At 71.4% G+C, this 17,602-nt stretch carries 7 protein-coding genes and 2 pseudogenes; 4 read left to right on the forward strand and 5 right to left on the reverse strand.

Features of this window, described 5'->3' with window-relative positions; translation table 11 throughout:
• Positions 1–36: 36 nt before the first annotated feature.
• Together B7R87_RS33340 and B7R87_RS00535 are read right to left on the reverse strand one after the other, a co-directional pair.
• Positions 37–10,143: pseudogene (locus B7R87_RS33340) on the reverse strand (SDR family NAD(P)-dependent oxidoreductase); the annotation flags it as partial.
• Positions 10,144–10,266: 123 nt separating this feature from the next.
• Positions 10,267–11,111 (reverse strand): annotated as a pseudogene (locus B7R87_RS00535) (proline iminopeptidase-family hydrolase); the annotation flags it as partial.
• Between the two features lie 585 nt (positions 11,112–11,696).
• Here B7R87_RS00535 and B7R87_RS00540 point away from each other — a divergent pair.
• Both B7R87_RS00540 and B7R87_RS00545 read left to right on the forward strand, forming a co-directional pair.
• Entirely contained in the window at positions 11,697–12,377 is a 681-nt protein-coding gene (locus B7R87_RS00540) for a HEAT repeat domain-containing protein (RefSeq protein WP_040917201.1), read from the forward strand.
• Positions 12,371–13,369, forward strand: coding sequence for a MerR family transcriptional regulator (locus tag B7R87_RS00545; RefSeq protein ID WP_006351092.1), 999 nt, complete (start codon positions 12,371–12,373; stop codon positions 13,367–13,369). The genes B7R87_RS00540 and B7R87_RS00545 overlap by 7 nt, the downstream gene beginning before the upstream one ends.
• A 79-nt stretch (positions 13,370–13,448) precedes the next feature.
• Here B7R87_RS00545 and B7R87_RS00550 read toward each other — a convergent pair whose 3' ends face one another.
• Positions 13,449–14,132: a hypothetical protein gene (locus B7R87_RS00550; RefSeq protein WP_006351091.1), complete on the reverse strand. Its 684-nt coding sequence runs from the start codon at positions 14,130–14,132 to the stop codon at positions 13,449–13,451.
• A gap of 63 nt (positions 14,133–14,195) precedes the next feature.
• On the opposite strand from B7R87_RS00550, the gene B7R87_RS00555 reads away from it, so the two are divergent.
• Positions 14,196–14,939, forward strand: coding sequence for a YqjF family protein (locus tag B7R87_RS00555; protein WP_040917208.1), 744 nt, complete (start codon positions 14,196–14,198; stop codon positions 14,937–14,939).
• Here B7R87_RS00555 and B7R87_RS00560 read toward each other — a convergent pair.
• Together B7R87_RS00560 and B7R87_RS00565 are read right to left on the reverse strand one after the other, a co-directional pair.
• Complete coding sequence (locus B7R87_RS00560) at positions 14,872–15,831, reverse strand: class I SAM-dependent methyltransferase (RefSeq protein ID WP_006351089.1); 960 nt, start codon at positions 15,829–15,831, stop codon at positions 14,872–14,874. The genes B7R87_RS00555 and B7R87_RS00560 overlap by 68 nt on opposite strands.
• Positions 15,828–16,874, reverse strand: a complete 1,047-nt coding sequence (locus tag B7R87_RS00565) for a saccharopine dehydrogenase family protein (protein ID WP_045853214.1) — start codon at positions 16,872–16,874, stop codon at positions 15,828–15,830. The genes B7R87_RS00560 and B7R87_RS00565 overlap by 4 nt, the downstream gene beginning before the upstream one ends.
• Positions 16,875–16,975: 101 nt before the next feature.
• Here B7R87_RS00565 and B7R87_RS00570 point away from each other — a divergent pair, with 101 nt between their 5' ends.
• On the forward strand, positions 16,976–17,551 hold the full coding sequence (locus B7R87_RS00570) for a TetR/AcrR family transcriptional regulator (protein WP_006351087.1): 576 nt from the start codon (positions 16,976–16,978) through the stop codon (positions 17,549–17,551).
• Positions 17,552–17,602 lie beyond the last annotated feature (51 nt).

The following is a 17,602-nucleotide window of genomic DNA, read 5'->3' on the forward strand; positions in this document are numbered from 1 at the left end:
GACGATGGCGATGGGTTCGGTGGGGGCTTGGGTGATGAGGGTGGTGGTGGGCTGGTGGGGGGTGGTTCCCAGGAGGCGGGTGAGGATTTCGCGGGCGAGGGTGGTGGGGTCGGGGTGGTCGAAGACGGCGGTGGCGGGCAGTCGTGTGCCGGTGGTGGTGTTGAGGCGGTTGCGGAGTTCGACGGCGGTCAGGGAGTCGAAGCCGATGTCGCGGAAGGGGCGTTCGGCGGGTACGTCGGTGACCGAGGGGTGGCCGAGGACGGCTGCGGCGTGGGAGCGGACGAGTTCGGTGAGGGTGCGGTGGCGTTCGGTGTGGGGCATGCGGGCCAGGAGGGTGGCGTACTGGCCGTGTTCGGCCCCTCCCTGGCCTCCCTGGCCGGCCGGGCCGGTGGGGGTGGGGGGTTCTTCCCGGGCTTCGGGGATGGTGTCGAGGAGGGGGCGGGGGCGGGCGGCGCGGAAGACGGGGGCGAAGGTGTCCCAGGTGATGTCGGCGACGGCGATGAACGTTTCGTCGTGGGTGAGGATGTGGCCCAGGGCGGTCAGGGCGCGGTCGGTGTCCATGAAGTTCATGCCCTGGCGGCGCAGGCGGCCGGGGGTGATCCGGCCGGGGGCCTGGTCCATGGCGGCGTCGACGGCGTCCCAGTCCTGTGTGTTCCATACGCCCCAGGCGATGGAGGTCGCCGGGAGGCCGCGGGAGCGGCGGGCTTCGGCGAATCCGTCGAGGAAGGAGTTTCCTGCGGCGTAGGCGCCGTGGTCGTTGCTGCCCCAGGTGGCGGAGATCGACGAGAAGAGGACGAACTCGTCGAGGTCGAGGCCGGTGGTGGCCTGGTCGAGGTGGACGGCGCCGGCGGCTTTGGCGCCCAGGGCCTGCGCGAGGTTGTCGTGGTCGGTGTCTTCGACGCGGGCCAGGGTTGCCACGGTCGCGGAGTGGAACACGGTCGACAGGGCGGGTCCGGATGCCTGGGTCCATGCGACGAGACGGCTGACCTGGTCGGGGGTGTTCAGGTCGCAGCTGATGATGTCGGTGTCGGTGCCGCTGGTGGCGGCGGCTGCGGCCAGGGCGGCTGCCCCGGGGGCCGAGGGGCCGGAGCGGGAGGTCAGGACCAGGCGGCGGGTTCCCTGCCGGGCGAGCCAGGTGGCGATGTGGGTGCCGACGGATCCGGTGCCGCCGGTCAGCAGCACCGTGCCCCGGGGCGACCAGGGGCGGCGGGGGGCGGGGGCGGGCAGGGCCCGGGACAGGCGCCGCACGAGGACGGCGTTGCCGCGCAGGGCGATCTGGTCCTCGTGGCCGGGGTCCGCGAGGACCGCGGCCAGCCGGGTGCCGGTTTCGGCGGTGAACTCGGCCGGGAGGTCGGCCAGTCCGCCCCACAGTCCGGGGTGTTCCAGGCCGACGGCGCGCCCGAGGCCCCACACCGCGCTCTGGGCCGGGCTGGTGGTGGCGTCGGCTGTACCGGTCCGGACGGCGCCGCGGGTCAGCAGCCATACGGGGGTGGTGGAGGCGGCCCGGTGCAGTGCGTGGACGAGGTCCAGGGTGGCTGCGGTACCGGACGCCACCCAGGGGTGGCGGGTGTCGGGGGTTTCGTCGAGGGCGAGGAGCGACACGACGCCGGCGGCGTTCGCCAGCACGGCGGGGTCGAGGTCCCCGGGGCCTGCAACCGTGAGGACGTCGGCGCCGTGGCGGGTCAGGGCGCCGGCGATCGCCGGGGCCTGCGGGTCGTGCCCGACGAGCAGCCACGTCCCGGACAGCACGGGCACCGTGCTGTCGGGGTGGAGGCCGGACGGCTGCCAGGTGATGCGGTAGCGCCAGTCGTCGACCGACCAGGCAGACCGCCCGCCTTCGAGACCTCGGGGAGTTTCGGGGGTTTCGGGCCAGAACCGGCGCCGCTGGAACGCATACGTCGGCAGACCGACCGCCGTCCCGCTGCCGAGAATGGTGGTCCAGTCGACGGGGACGCCCCGGACATGGGCTTCGGCGAGGGAGGTCAGCAGCCTTTCGGGGCCGCCGTCGTCGCGCCGCAGGGTGCCGACGGTGACCGGGTCGCTCTCGTCGAGGGTGTCGGCAATCGCGTGGATGACGACGGGGTGCGGGGAGGCTTCGACGAACACACCGTGACCCGCCTCACCGAGGACGCGGATCGCGCGGTCGAACTCGACCGGCTCACGCAGGGACGCGTACCAGTAGGCAGGGTCCATTTCGGGGCCGGTGAGCCACTGCCCGCTCATCGCGGACACCATCGGGATGGCCGCGGGCTGGGGGGTGATGCCGGTGAGGGCGGTGAGGATGTCCTCGCGCAGGGCATCGACCTGCGGACCGTGCGAGGCATAGTCGACCGGGATCATCCGGGTCCGTACCGCTTCACCACAGGCGTCCTGCAACTCCTGCAGGGCATCGGTTTCGCCGGAGACGACCGTCGCGGAGGGGCCGTTGACCGCAGCAACCGACAACCGGTCACCGAAGCCCGCAATCCGTTCCCGGACGGTGTCGGCCGGTTCGGCTATCGACAGCATCCCGCCGCGGCCTGCGAGGGCGGCCAGGGTACGGCTCCGCAAGGCGACGACCTTCGCCGCATCGTCCAGGGACAGGATCCCGGCGACGGCTGCGGCGGCGATCTCGCCCTGGGAATGGCCGACGACCGCGTCCGGCTGCACACCGGCCGCCTGCCAGACCGCGGCCAGGGAGACCATGACAGCCCACAGGGCGGGCTGCACCACACCGGCGGCTTCGAAGCCGTGGTGTCCGGCGAGGACGTCGTCCAGCTCCCACTCCACGTACGGGGCGAGGGCGGCCGCACACTCCGCCAGCCGTGCCGCGAATACGGGTGAGCTGGAGGCGAGTTCGCGGCCCATGCCGACCCACTGACTGCCCTGGCCCGGGAAGACGAACACGGTCCGGCCGGTGCCGCCGGGAGCGACCTCACCGGTCACCACACCAGGCGCTGCCTGACCCGTAGCGGCCGATGCCAATCCGGTGAAGAGTTCCTCCCGGCCCGCGCCGAGGACGACGGCGCGGTGCTCGAACACCGACCGGCCGGTCACCAGCGACCACGCCACATCACCCACCGGCAACTCGGGCCGGGCCACGAGGTGCTCGCGCAGACGGCCCGCCTGCCCGGCCAGCGCCGCCGCACTGCGGCCCGACACCAGCCAGACCGGAAGACCGGACACCGGCGCCAGAACCGCCCCCGCCGGGATGACACCGTCCCCGGAAGAACCCAGCAGCCCCCCGGCCGCCACAAGAGCCCCAGGCGCCACGAGGGCCCCGGCCCCTGCAGGAGCCCCCGCAGGGGCGGTGAACTCGCCCGGTGCGGGAGCCCCCGCAGGTGCGGGAGCCCCGGCAGGGGCGGGGAGCCCGGCAGGGGCGGGGGTCTCCTCCAGGATCACGTGCACATTCGTGCCGCTGACACCGAACGCGGACACACCCGCCCGGCGCGGCCGGTCCCCCGCAGGCCACTCACGGGCCTCCTGCAGCAGGCGCACGTTCCCCGCCGACCAGTCGATACGGGTGGAAGGAGCCTGGGCGTGCAGCGTCCGGGGCAACTGCCCGTGCTGCAGCGCCAGCACCATCTTGATCACACCCGCCACACCCGCCGCGGTCTGCAGATGCCCGATGTTCGACTTCACCGACCCCAGCCACAACGGCCGGTCCCCCGCCGGACGCTCCCGGCCGTACGTCGCCAGCAGCGCCTGCGCCTCGATCGGGTCACCCAGCGACGTCCCCGTACCGTGGGCCTCCACCGCATCGACATCGGCCGCCGACAGCCGGGCATTGGCCAGCGCGGCACGGATCACCCGCCGCTGCGACGGCCCGTTCGGAGCGGCCAGGCCGTTCGAGGCACCGTCCTGGTTCACCGCACTGCCCCGGATCACCGCCAGCACCTGATGCCCGTTACGCCGGGCATCGGACAGACGCTCCAGCAGCATCATGCCCGCGCCCTCGCCCCACACAATGCCGTCGGCACCGTCGGAAAACGCCTTGCAGCGCGCATCGGGAGCCATCCCGCCCTGCTCCGCGAACTCCGTGAACGCACCCGGCGACGTCATCACCGCCACCCCGCCGGCCAGCGCCATCGTGCACTCACCCCCGCGCAGCGCGGTCACCGCCTGATGCAGCGCCACCAGCGACGACGAACAGGCGGTATCCACCGTCACCGCCGGCCCGGTCAGACCCAGGACATAGGAGATCCGGCCCGAGGCCACCGCCGGGATACTGCCGGTGAGCCGGTAGCCGTCCAGACTCCGGTCACCGGCCGGGAGACTGTTCTCGTAGCCGGAACCACTGGTCCCGATGAACACCCCGGTCGCCGAGCCGTGCAGCGCGGACGGGGCCAGACCGGCCCGCTCGACCGCTTCCCACGACGTTTCCAGCAGCAGCCGCTGCTGCGGATCCATCGCCAGAGCCTCACGCGGGTTGATATTGAAGAAACCCGCATCGAAATCGGTGGCATCGTAGACGAAACCACCCTGCCGGACATACGAACCACCCGCCCCGGCCGCCTGGTGTCCGGGGGACTCCCAGCCGCGGTCCGCCGGGAACCCCGCGATCGCGTCCCTGCCCTCGGCCAGCAGCTCCCAGAACTCCTCCGGCCCGCGGACCTCCCCGGGGAACCGGCAGCCCATCCCCACAATCGCGATCGGCTCACCACCGGCCGCGGCCACCACCCGCACCCCGCCATCCACCCCCGGGGGCGGGGTGATCAGCTCACCCAGGATGAACCCCGCCAGCGCCACCGCGTTCGGATGATCGAACACCGCAGTCGACGGCAGCCGCACCCCCACCGCAGCCGACAGCCGGTTCTGCAGCTCAACAGCAGCAACCGAATCAAAACCCAGCTCACGAAACGCCCGCTGCGCCACCACGTCCCGGCCGGCCCCATAGCCCAGCACCGCCGCCGCATGACCCCGCACCAGATCGGTCAGGAAAGACCCCCGGTCCGCTTCCGGCATACCCAGAAGCCGGGCAGCCAGCCCCGACCCACCCACCACGGCCCCGGACCCGGACCCGGACCCGTCACCGGACCCCGCCGCGGCCGCGGCCGTGATCCGCTGCACCGCGGGCAGAGCGGACAACAGCGCACTCGGACGGCGCACCGTGAACGCCGGGACGAACCGGTCCCAGTCGAACCCGGCCACCACCAGACCACTCTCACCGGCATCCAGAATCCGGCCCAGAGCACGCATACCCCGCTCCGGGTCAATACCCTCCAGACCAGAACCACCCCACACCCCACCAACACCAACACCAACACCGGCACCGGCAGCCGTGGCAGCGGCACCAACACCGGTACCGGCAGCCGTGGCAGCGGCAGTCACGGTCGGGCCGGCCGCGGCGACGGCAACGCCGGCCGCGCCGTCGGCATCGGCATCGGCATCGGCATCGGCATCGGCAGTGACCGCGGCCGTGGCTCCGGCGACGGTGACGCCGTCCGCGGCACCGCCGGAGGCAGTGGCCGTGGCGCCGATACCGGTGACGCCGTCCGCGGCGACGGCGGAGGCCGTGGCGACGGGGGTGGTGGCGGTGGCGCCGGGGGTGGTGTCGGGGGTGGTGGCCCACTTGCCCCACACGACCGACGTGGCGGGCAGACCCCGCGAACGGCGCTCCTCGCACAACGCGTCCGCATAAGCGTCGGCCGCCGCGCAGGCACCCAGCCCGCCGGCGCCCCAGACTCCCGCACCGGAAGAGAACACCACGAAAGCATCCAGATCCCGGCCCGCCGTCAGCTCGTCCAGGAACATCGCACCCCCGGCCTTCACCGACAGCACCCGGGCCAGAACCTCCCCGTCGGTCTCCCCCACCGGCACCCGGGCAGCACACCCGGCCGCGTGCACCACCGACGACAGACCCACACCACCGGCATCAATCCAGTCCAGGAGCGCACCCGTCGCCTCACGCACCGCAGCATCCGCAGCAATCACATCAACCGCCGCCCCGGCCCCGGCAATCGACGCCGCCAGAACCGCAACACCCCCCGCACCGGGCCCCGAACGGCTCGTCAGCACCACCCGCCCGGCACCACGCCCCGCCACCCAGCGGGCCGTAACCGCACCCACCCCACGCGTACCACCCGTGATCAGAACCGCACCACCAGGAACCCACGCCCCACCGGCAACCCCACCCGACTCCAGGCCGGACCCCACGCCAGAGGCCGGGCCCGACTCCAGGCCAGAAGCCGGGCCGGAGGCCGGGCGGGGAGCCGGCTCAAGACGGCGCCCCAGAATCCCGCGGGAACGCAAGGCGACCTGATCCTCACCACCACCGGCAAGAACCGACACCAGCCGGCCCGCGGTCCGCGCATCCCACACCGCAGGCAGATCGACCAGACCACCCCACACCCCGGGAAACTCCAGACCGGCCACCACACCCAGACCCCACACCTGCGCCTGCACCGCACTGACCACCGGCTCACCGGCACCCGTGGCCACCGCGCCCCGGGTCAGCACCCACAACGGAGCCGACACCCCGGCACCGTCCAAAACCCGCACCAGCTCCACCGTCGCCACCAGACCCGCAGAAACAACCCCCCGCCCCGGCAACGGCACCATGCCGCCACCCTCACCGGCGGAGGGGACACCACCCGACAGCGGTGCTGTGCCGGTGCCCTGCCCGGCGGAGGGAGCAGGGTCCGGCACCAGGGCTGTGCCGGTGCCCTGCCCGGTGCACAGGTGATCGTTCAGGGCCAGGGCCGAGACGACACCGGCCACCTCCGAGACATCGGTGAAGGCGAGCCGGTCCGGGCCGGTGACGGTCACCGTCCGCGCGCCGCGTGCGGCCAGCGCTCCCGCGACGGCATCCGTGTCGGGGCCCTCGCCGACGACCAGCCACGTCCCCGACAAAGACATGCCGGAATCGGGAAGCGGTGCCCAGCCGATGCGGTAGCGCCAGTCCGCGACCGTCGCATCAGCGCGTTCCCGCAGGCGCCAGTCGGTCAGCGCACCGAGCGTGGACTCGGCCGCATCAACACCCAGAAGCCGGGCCAGGGTATCCGCGTCGCCCTGCTCCACCGCCGCCCAGAAACCGGCCTCCGCAGGAGTGCCCCCCGCCTGCGGAAGAGCCGGCGGCGAAGCCTGCTCGCGCCAGAACCAGCGCCGCTGGAAGGCGTACGTCGGCAGATCGACCGTGTCCCCGCCGCCCAGAACCGCCGCCCAGTCGACGGCCACACCACGGACATACGCCTCGGCGAGGGACGTCAGCAGCCGCTCGGGGCCGCCGTCGTCGCGCCGCAGGGTGCCCACCGCAACCGGGTCGCGGTCTTCGAGGGTGTCGGCAATCGCGTGGACGACGACCGGGTGCGGGGAGGCTTCGACGAACACACCGTGACCCGCCTCGCCCAGGACGCGGATCGCGCGGTCGAACTCCACCGGCTCGCGCAGGGATGCGTACCAGTAGGCAGGGTCCATTTCGGGGCCGGTGAGCCACTGCCCGCTCATCGCGGACACCATCGGAACGGCCGCGGGCTGGGGGGTGATGCCGGTGAGGGCGGTGAGGATGTCTTCGCGCAGGGCGTCGACCTGCGGACCGTGCGAGGCATAGTCCACCGGGATCATCCGGGTGCGCACCGCTTCACCACAGGCGTCCTGCAGTTCACGCAGGGCATCCGGTTCGCCGGAGACCACCGTTGCGGAGGGGCCGTTGACCGCAGCAACCGACAACCGGTCACCGAAGCCCGCGATCCGTTCCCGGACCGCATCGGCAGGCTCGGCTATCGACAGCATGCCGCCACGCCCGGCGAGGGCGGACAGGGTACGGCTCCGCAAAGCAACGACCTTCGCCGCATCGTCCAGGGACAGGATCCCGGCGACGGCTGCGGCGGCGATCTCGCCCTGGGAATGGCCGACGACCGCGTCGGGGGTGACTCCGGCGGCCTGCCAGACGGCGGCCAGGGAGACCATGACGGCCCACAGAGCGGGCTGCACCACTTCGGCGGCTTCGAAACCGTGGTGTCCGGCGAGGACATCGTCCAGCTCCCACTCCACATACGGAGCCAGGGCTGCCGCACACTCCGCCAGCCTGGCAGCGAACACCGGTGACTGGGAGGCGAGTTCGCGGCCCATACCGACCCACTGACTGCCCTGGCCCGGGAACACGAACACCGTCCCCGTCGTCGCACCCGGAACGACCTCACCCGCCACCACACCGGACGCGGCCTGCCCCGCAGCCACCGACCCCAGCCCCGCAAGCAACTCGCCCCGCCCACCACCCACCACCACGGCACGATGCTCGAACGCAGACCGGCTCGTCACCAGCGACCACGCCACATCCTCCACCGGAAGCGAGGGCCGGGCCACCACATGCTCACCCAGACGACCCGCCTGACCTGCCAACGCAGCCGCACTACGACCCGACACCAACCACACCGACACCCCGGCCGACAACACCACACCCCGCCCACCAACCACCGGAACACCAACACCCGACCCACCAACACCTGACCCACCAGCGACAGACCGCTCACCAGCAGCCCGGACAACGCCACCCGACACACCGCCGGCCGACCCAACAGCGGCAGAAGCAGCAGTAGCCCGCTCCGCAGAAGCAGAAGCAGAAGCAGAAGCAGAAGCAGAAGCACCCAACACACCGACACCCGACACACCGGCGCCAGGAGTACCGGCAGCCGGGACACTTCCACCCGGCTCACCGACAGCCGACCCAGCGGCGGCAGAAGCAGCAGTGGCCGGCTCCGCAGGGGCAGAAGCAGCACCACCCGACACACCGGCAACCGACACACCGGCGCCCGGCTCACCAGCGGCAGGGGCGGTGGCAGGGGCGGTGGTGGTGGTCTTGCCGGTGGCGGGGGCGGTGCCGCCGCCTTCACCGGACGGCTTCGCGGCACCGCTGCCGGGGACAGCACCACCCGGGCCCGCAGGGGCGGCAGGGGCGGCGGGGGCGGCGGGGGCGGCTTCCTCGATGATCACGTGCGCGTTGGTACCGCTGACACCGAACGACGACACCGCCGCACGCCGCGGGCGGCCCGCCCGCTCCGGCCACGCCACGGGCTCGGTCAGCAGCCGCACGTTCCCCGCCGACCAGTCCACCTGCGGTGACGGGGCATCGACATGAAGCGTCCGGGGCAGGACACCGTGCCGCATCGCCCCGACCATCTTGATGATGCCCGCCACCCCGGCCGCGGCCTGGCAGTGCCCGATGTTCGACTTCACCGAACCGAGCCACAGCGGACGGTCACCTGCCTCCCGCTCCTGGCCGTAGGTCGCCAGCAGCGCCTGCGCCTCGATCGGGTCACCCAGCACGGTCCCCGTGCCGTGCGCCTCGACCACATCGACATCGGCCGCCGACAGCCCGGCGTTCGCCAGCGCATCCCGGATCACCCGCCGCTGAGCCGGCCCGTTCGGAGCGGTCAGCCCGTTCGACGCACCGTCCTGGTTCACCGCACTGCCCCGGATCACCGCCACAACCCGGTGCCCGTTGCGCCGCGCGTCCGACAACCGCTCCAGCAGCAGCACACCCGCACCCTCGGCCCAGCCCGTGCCGTCGGCCCCGGCCGCGAACGAACGGCACCGCCCGTCCGGCGACAGACCCCGCTGCTCGGAGAACTCCACAAACGTCTCCGGCGTCGCCATCAGACTGATCCCGCCGGCCAGAGCCAGAGAACACTCCCCCGTCCGCAGAGCATGCGCCGCCCACTGCAGAGCAACCAGCGACGACGAACACGCCGTATCGACCGTGACCGCGGGACCCTCCAGCCCCAGGGTGTAAGCGACCCGCCCGGACACCAGACTCCCGTCACTGCTGGTGACCCCGTAATCGTGATACATCGCCCCCGCGAACACACCCGTACGGCTCCCCCGCAACGCGAGGGGATCCACACCCGCCCGCTCCACCGCCTCCCACACAATCTCCAGCAACAGCCGCTGCTGCGGGTCCATCGCCAGAGCCTCACGCGGACTGATCCGGAAAAACTCCGGATCGAACCGCCCCGCGTCATAGAGGAAACCCCCCTCACGGACATAACTCTTCCCCGCAGTCCCCGGCACCGGGTCGTACAGCCCCTCCACATCCCAGCCCCGGTCACCGGGAAACGGACCGACCGCGTCCCCGCCCCGGTCCACCAGCTCCCACAACTCCTCCGGAGACGTCACACCCCCCGGGAAACGACACCCCATCCCGATAATCGCAACGGGCTCCGCAGCAACCTCGGCAACGGCACGCAGGCCCTCGATGTCACGGCGCAGCCGCTCGTTCTCGATCAGCGAGCCCCGCAGCGCGTTAATGATCTCTTCGGCCCTGGCATCCATCGCCGGTTCAGCCTCCACTCACCGTGAGAAGTCGCGCGCGGTCGCGCCGACCGAGTCCAGAAAACCGCCCAACACCCTCACGAACCGATCCGGTTCCTCAAGATGCGGGACATGGCTGGAATCCTCGAAAACCGTCCAGCCCGAACACGGGATCAACTCCCGAAACGGCCGCACCGCAGCCGGAGTAGCCTCGTCATAACGACCCGAAATCACCAGAGTCGGCACCTCGATATCCGGCAGGACATCCCGCACCGACCAATCACGCAAACTCCCCGTGACCGTAAACTCATTCGGGCCGTTCATCGCATGATAAACAACCGGATTACTATGCATCTCCAAAAACGTGGCCATCAACGGCCCCGGATAAGGATCCAGCCGGCAGAAATGACGGCCATAAAACACGCCCATCGCCGCCTGATACTCCTCACCATCCGTCGTCCCCGCCGCCTCATGCCGGCGTAAAACCTCATCCACACCCGGCGGAAGCTCCGCCCGCAACACCTCCATCTCCGCCCGCCACAACGGATACGACACCGGAGCATTCGCAATCACCAAACCCCGCAAACCCGCCGGCCGCCGGGCGGCATGCACCGCCGCGAGCATCCCGCCCCACGACTGCCCGAACAACACATAATCCGAATCAACACCCAACCCCGCCAACAAATTATCCAACTCCTCCAAAAACAACTCAGGACTCCAAAACCCCGCACCCACACCCGGAACACGCGACGACCCACCACCCCCAACTGGTCGTAATGCACCACCCGCACACCCCACGACGCAAACACCGACAACGGCAACAAATAATCATGCGTCGCCCCCGGACCCCCATGCACCACCACCAACACCGACCCACCACCACCAAAACCCAACCCACCAACACCCAACCCAGAACCACCAACAGAACCAACACCAGAACCCGAACCCGAACCCGACCCAACAGAACCAGAACCCGAACCAACAGAACCCGACCCAACAGAACCAGAACCCAACCCCACACCCGTCACCCGAAACCACGTCGACCAACCCCCAAACCCCACCACCCCCCGCACCACACCCACCCCACCCTCACCCCCCAACACCCCACACCACCCCCCAACCCACACCCACACCCACACCCACACCGGCGCCAGCGCCGGCACTACCCCTTGCACCGAAGCCAGTACCGGCACACACCCAACCCAACCCACAACACGAAAACACAAACACCCCCAAAAAAGACGACACAAACGACATGACGAACAAACCACACCCCCAAACCCTAAACACCACCCCAACACCCCCCAACCCCCAACACCCCCTAACCCCCACACCCCAACCCCCCAAGCCCCCAAGCCCCCAAGCCCCCAAGCCCCCAAGCCCGACACCAGCAAACCGCTCTCGGAAATTCCTTGACCTTGACACCGTGGCAAACGCTTCCCTGGCAGTGAGAGAGGGAGACGACCGCAATGCCGATACCGGAAAACGAAACAAACACCACAAGACAGCTCCAACAACTGGAAAACGACAACTCGTCCGTGCGGCTCCGGGCCGTGATGGCCGTCGGCGCGGCGGCCGACGAGCTGTTCGTCACCACCCTGGTCCAGCGGTGTGCGGTGGAGCCCGACTTCTCCGTCCGTGAGGCACTGACGTGGGCGTTGACCCGCTATCCCGCGGGAGTGACGGTCCCCCTGCTGGTCGGCGAACTCCGCTCGGAGGGCCCGCAGGCACGGAGCCAGGCCCTGCATACGCTCTCCAAGATCGGGGACCGGCGGGCGTGGCCGGCGATCACCCGGAGGCTGCTGACCGACGCCGACCAGGAGGTGGCGCGGAGCGCCTGGCGGGCGGCCGTCGTGCTCGTTCCCGAAGGCGAGGAGGCCGAGCTGGCCGGAGTGCTGGTGTCGCAGCTCGGGCGTGGCGGGCGCGAGATGCAGCTGAGCCTCAGCCGGGCGCTCATCGCGCTCGGTGAGGTGGCTGTCCCCCTGTTGCGAGGCGCCGCGGTGGATTCCGTACCGCGGGTGCGTCGGCATGCGATCGCCACGGAACACTTGTTGCGCGACCCGGATGCCGGGTTCGCGTACGCGGTCGAGGAGGCAAAGCGTGTGGTGGCACTCGGTTCCGTCGCACCGAAGGGTGACGGCTCGTGCTGATCGGTGAGGTGGCCCGGCGGGCCGGGGTGAGCGCCCGGATGCTTCGGCATTACGAGTCCCTCGGCCTGGTGCGGCCGTCGGCCCGGACGGAGGGGGGTTATCGGCAGTACTCGGAGGAGGACATCCGACGGATCTTCCATATCGAGAGCCTGCGGTTGCTGGGACTGTCGCTGCACGAAGTGGGGCGGGCTCTGGACGATCCCGGCTTCGAGCCGTCCGTACTGGTCGAAGAGCTGACACGGCAGACCCAGGAGCGCATCGCACAGGAGACCGAGCTGCTCACGAGGCTGCGGCGGATCGGTGCGGCGGAGCCCTCCGGCTGGGAGGACGTCCTTCAGGTCGTGGCGCTACTCCGCGCTCTCGGCTCGAAGAGTGCCGGGAAGCGTCAGCGGGCGGCCCTTTCCGCGGTCGACGAGGTTCCGGTGGAGGTCCTGGTCGAGGCGGCGCTGGGCGAGGCGGACCCGCATGTGGCCGGGGCGTTGCGGTGGGCTCTGGCACATGCCGGGGACGACGGGGCAGCGCTGCTGGGAGCGGGGCTCGGTTCGGCGGAGGCCGCGGTGCGGGAACGTGCCGTGCGTGCGCTGGCCGAGATCCCGGGTGAGGTGGCGACCGCGTTGCTCCGGGGCGCGCTCACCCATGACGACGTCGCGGTACGCAGGTGTGCGGCGCCGGCGCTCGCGGAACGGGGAGTCGACGACGGGGTTCCGGTGCTCATCGGCATGGTCGTCGAAGGCGTGAACGACACCGATGCGGCCGACGCCCTCGGTGCGCTGGCGAGTGATCCCGGATCGGCGGAGCGGATCGCCACCGGGCTCACCGACTGCCTTGCCGACGGCGGGGCGGAACCGTCCGTGCGCCGCCGGCTGGCACAGGCGCTCGCGGATGTGCCGGGGCCCGTGGCGTCCCGTGCCCTGGCCGATCTGTCGTACGACGAGGACCGTGCCGTTGCGCTGACGGCGGGGTACGTTCTCCGGCTGCGCAACGGGCGGTAGGCCACGGGCCGGTTCGGGTCCGACCCCGATTCACAGGTCAGCTCGGCGTCTCGGCGTCTCGGCGTCTCGGCGTCTCGGGTCAGTGCTGCCCGGGGATGAGTTCGACGCGCAGGGCGATCACGTCGTAGTGGGAGTAGGAGTTGATGTCGTCGGTGAGCTCTAGGACGACGCGGCCCGCCTTCCGGTTCCACTTCTCCCAGCGTTCGTCCAGGTCTCCGGATCCGGATTCGTCCGGTGCGCCCAGTTCGGTACGGATCAGCCGGCCCAGGCGGTCGTACTCGGCGTGGAGGTCGGCGCGGGTCGCGTCGGGCTGACGTATCCACGCCGGTCCGTAGTCGTCGTCGAGGTCGTCCTCTTCACCATCTACCTCCTCGTCACCATCTACCTCCTCTTCACCGTCGGCCTCGTCGGGTCCGTCGGCCTCATCTGGTTCATCGGCCTCGTCGCCGAACGCCGGCCAGTAGAGGGCACACGGCAGGCGGACGAACGTCTCCCCGCTCCCCTCCCCCGGCGGGTCCCCGAGCTCCAGACGCCACCCGATCCCGCCGCCTTCGTCCGCGGCGGGGCCGTCGACGTGATGGGGGCCGCCCGCGCCGCCGCCCCACTCGACGGCCGGACGGCCGTCCGGTCCGGGGCGGGCCCAGCCGTACCGCACCATGGTTTCTTCGAGTCCGGGCCGGTCCCAGGAGTGTTCCGTGAGGGCGGCGATGCGGCGTACCCAGACGGCGTCCACCTGCAAGGTCTTGAAGGTTCTCAAGGTCATCCGCTCATGCTAGGTGTCGCGGGAGGCTTCTTCGGCGGGGACGGTGTCTGCCATCCTGACGCGGTGTACGAACCTGCGCCCGTGACTCCCGATGCCCCGCACGCGATAGCCGCGCCGCTGCTGACGCAGCACTGGCTGGACCTGTGCTTCGTCCACTGGGCGGTACCGCCCGATGCGGTGGCTCCGCTGCTGCCGCGCGGTACTTCTCCGGATGTGTTCGACGGGGTCACCTATGTGGGGCTGGTGGCCTTCCGGATGCATCGGGTGGGCTGGCTGCGGCTGCCCGGGCTGCCGTATCTCGGGTCGTTCCCGGAGACCAACGTCCGGCTGTACTCGGTCGACGGGCACGGCCGGCGAGGTGTGGTCTTCCGCTCCATGGATGCCTCCCGGCTGCTCCCGGTTCTGATCGGGAGGGCCGGTTTCCGGCTGCCCTATCTCTGGTCCCGGATGCGGGTACGGGCCTCGGGCGACACCTTCGCGTACTCCAGTTCCCGGCGCTGGCCGGGGCCGCGGGGCGCGGACAGCCGGATCGTCGTGCGCCGGGGCGAGCCGGTGGCGGAGCCCACGGAACTGGAGCATTTCCTGACGGCGCGGTGGGGCATGCACAACACGTTCTTCCGGGCGGCGTCGTATCTGCCCAATGACCATCCCCGCTGGCCGTTGTTCCGTGCCGAGCTGGTCGACTGCGAGGAGAACCTGGTGGCGGCGGCGGGTCTGCCGGCCCCGCGGGAGGCTCCGGTCAGTGTGCTCTACTCCCCCGGGGTGCCCGTACGGCTGGGAGGTCCGCTGCGTCCGGCAGGCCGGTGAGCGGGGCGGTCGGGGTCCGTGAAGGCGTGCCGACGCGGGCCAGGAGCAGGAGGTAGGGGGCGTCGAAGGCGAGGGCGTCGTCGTCGGCCCGGTTGTGGAGGGCGAACAGGGCGGCGAGGTCGGCGCGGGCGTGCTGCCAGCGCCGTGCGGCTTCCAGGGCGGCGCGGTGCCGGCGCAGGGGGCCGGGTTTGTTCTCGAACGCGGCGACGGCGTGGGAGAGGGAGGGGTACCGTACGCGGACCCGTTCCACCCGGGTTTCGAAGGTGACCGGGAGTCCGGCGAACCAGGAGCTGATACGGGCGGGGTCGCCCCAGTCGGTGGGTGAGGGGGTTCCGTCCGGTTCGGGGCCGAGGTGGCGGCGGACGGTCGGGGCGATGCGGCCCATGATGCCGGAGGGGGTCCAGGAGGCGACCGCGATCAGTCCTCCCGGGCGGGTGACGCGGACCAGTTCGGCGCAGACCTTGGCCGGTTCGGGTGCGAACATGACGCCGAAGGTGGACAGGGCCAGGTCGAAGGTGTCCGCGGCGAAGGGGAGTGCCAGGGCGTCTCCGGCGACAAAGCGGACGGTGCCGTCGGTGGGGGCGAGTCCGCGGGCCCGCGATCTGGCGGTACGCAGCAGGCCGGGTTCCAGGTCGACGCCGACGACTCGGGCTCCGGCGCGGGCGGCCGCGAGGGCGGCGGGGCCGGAGCCGGTGCCCACGTCGAGTACCCGGGTGGTGCGCCGTGCGGTGGCGGTGTCCCGGGTGGCGTCCGCCGTGGTCTCCCTGCCCGGTGCGGGTAAAGCGGGCGGGGTGAGTGCGGCCAGTGCCGTGGCGGTGACGTCGTCGGCGGCATGGGCCCAGGCGTCGCCCGCGGCCGTGTAGTCGCCGCCGTGCCAATCGTTGTTCCTCATCGAGTGGTTCCTCCCGTGTGGTGGAGCAGTCTGATTCCGTGTTCGGTGAGGCCCTCCGGCAGCCGGGCCAGTGCGGGTACCTCTTCGATGTGGTGGACGCCGGGGGTGACGGCGCCGGTGAGTACTGCGCGGGCGGCGTGGGCGGCGACGAGTCCGGTGATGCGGCTCTGCCGGTTTCCGGTGAGGGCGTACGCGGCATGCCGGTCGTGGCGGTGGGCGTCGGCGCGGACGGCGAATCCTTCGCCGCCGAGGTGGACCCGGTTCAGGAGACCGGTCAGCAGCCGCCGTACGGCGGGGCGTTCCGCGAGCCGGCCCGGGCCGTCGCGCAGGGCGAACAGGCCTGCGGTCAGGGCTCGGGAGTCCAGGCAGAGGCGGGTGGTGACGCGGGGGACGCCGAGGGTGCGGGGCAGGGTGTACTGGTCGGAGAAGGGGAAGGGGTGGGCGGTCCTGGTGCCGTAGCCGGGCAGCCCGATCCGCAGGGGTGCGGCGGGGGCGGGGGTGGTGAGGGAGGTGAGGGTCCAGCGGACCGCGTCGGCGCCGTGGTGGTCGCCGGTGCCGAGGAGCAGGGTGAGGTCGATGCGTTCGGCGCCGCCGACGGCTTCATGGGCGCGGCGGGCCAGGAGGTTGGTGAGGCCGGGTGCGACGCCGGTGCTGAGGACGGCCGCGGCACCGGTTCGCCGTGCGAGGGGGCCGAGTCCGGTGAGGGCGTCGAGGAGGTGTGCGGTGGCGCCGACGTCGACGATGTGGATGCCGCGCTCCAGGCAGAGTTCCGCGGCGGTGATGTCGGGTGGTTCGGCGCAGAGGACGACGAGGGTCACGTCGGGCAGCCGGTCGAGGGTCCGGGCGAAGGCGTCGGGGTCGGCGATGTCAGTCCGGACTCCGTCGAGCCGGTGGGCTTGCGCAGGGTTACGGCCCGCGGGGATCGCCCGGCCCGGGAACCAGGCGTCCAGCGCCGCCGTCACGGCGCTCCCGACGGCGCCGTAGCCGCCGATGACCAGAGCACGTCCGATCGGGTTCCCTCCCCGCGATTTCGCTGTAGTCATACTCCAGTGAAATACACTGTAGTGTCACTACAGTCAATCTTGGGGAGGTCGGGACCGTGCCCGTCAGCCGTGCTGAGAAGGCCCTCCGAACACGGCGGCGCATGCTGGAAGCCGCCCTCCGCCTCTTCTCCGAGCGCGGCTGGTCCCGTACGACGGTCGAGGACATCGCGCGGGCCGCGGAAGTCGGTGTGCAGACGGTGTACTTCACCTTCGGCACCAAGCGGGCTCTGCTGAAGGAAGTCCTGGACATCGCGATCGCCGGGGACGCGGATCCGGTGGCCACGCTCGACCGGTCCTGGGCGAACGAGGTCCTCGGCGAGCCGGATCCCGCGGCCCAGCTCGCCCTTCAGGCAGCGGGTGCGCGGCGCATACTGGAGCGGGCGGCTCCGGTGCTTGAGGTCGTTCGCGCGGTGGCCGCCTGCGATCCGGAGCTGGCCGGGCTGTGGCGTACCAATGCGGAGCAACGGCACACGGTCCAGCTGCGGTTCGCCGAGGCGTTGACGGTCAAGACGGGCGGGGCGCTGCGGGACGGGCACGATGCCGGTTCGGCCGCGGATGTCGCGATGACCGTCCTGGGACCGGAGACCTACGAGCTGCTCGTCGGCCGGCGCGGCTGGAGTCCGGACCGCTGGGAGCGGTGGGCCGCGGACGCCCTCGTACGGCAACTGCTCCCCTGAGAGGCCGTCTTCCGTCGCCGCCGGGCCGCATGAGGCCTGTGTGACCGTTCC

This window comes from Streptomyces tsukubensis, assembly GCF_003932715.1.
Lineage (GTDB): Bacteria > Actinomycetota > Actinomycetes > Streptomycetales > Streptomycetaceae > Streptomyces > Streptomyces tsukubensis.

Bases quoted from the DNA above. Each gene is read 5' to 3' on its own strand.
- B7R87_RS00540 (WP_040917201.1), top strand. From the start codon at position 11,697: ATGCCGATACCGGAAAACGAAACAAACACCACAAGACAGCTCCAACAA.
- B7R87_RS00550 (WP_006351091.1), bottom strand. From the start codon at position 14,132: ATGACCTTGAGAACCTTCAAGACCTTGCAGGTGGACGCCGTCTGGGTA.
- B7R87_RS00560 (WP_006351089.1), bottom strand. From the start codon at position 15,831: ATGAGGAACAACGATTGGCACGGCGGCGACTACACGGCCGCGGGCGAC.
- B7R87_RS00565 (WP_045853214.1), bottom strand. From the start codon at position 16,874: ATGACTACAGCGAAATCGCGGGGAGGGAACCCGATCGGACGTGCTCTG.
- B7R87_RS00570 (WP_006351087.1), top strand. From the start codon at position 16,976: ATGCTGGAAGCCGCCCTCCGCCTCTTCTCCGAGCGCGGCTGGTCCCGT.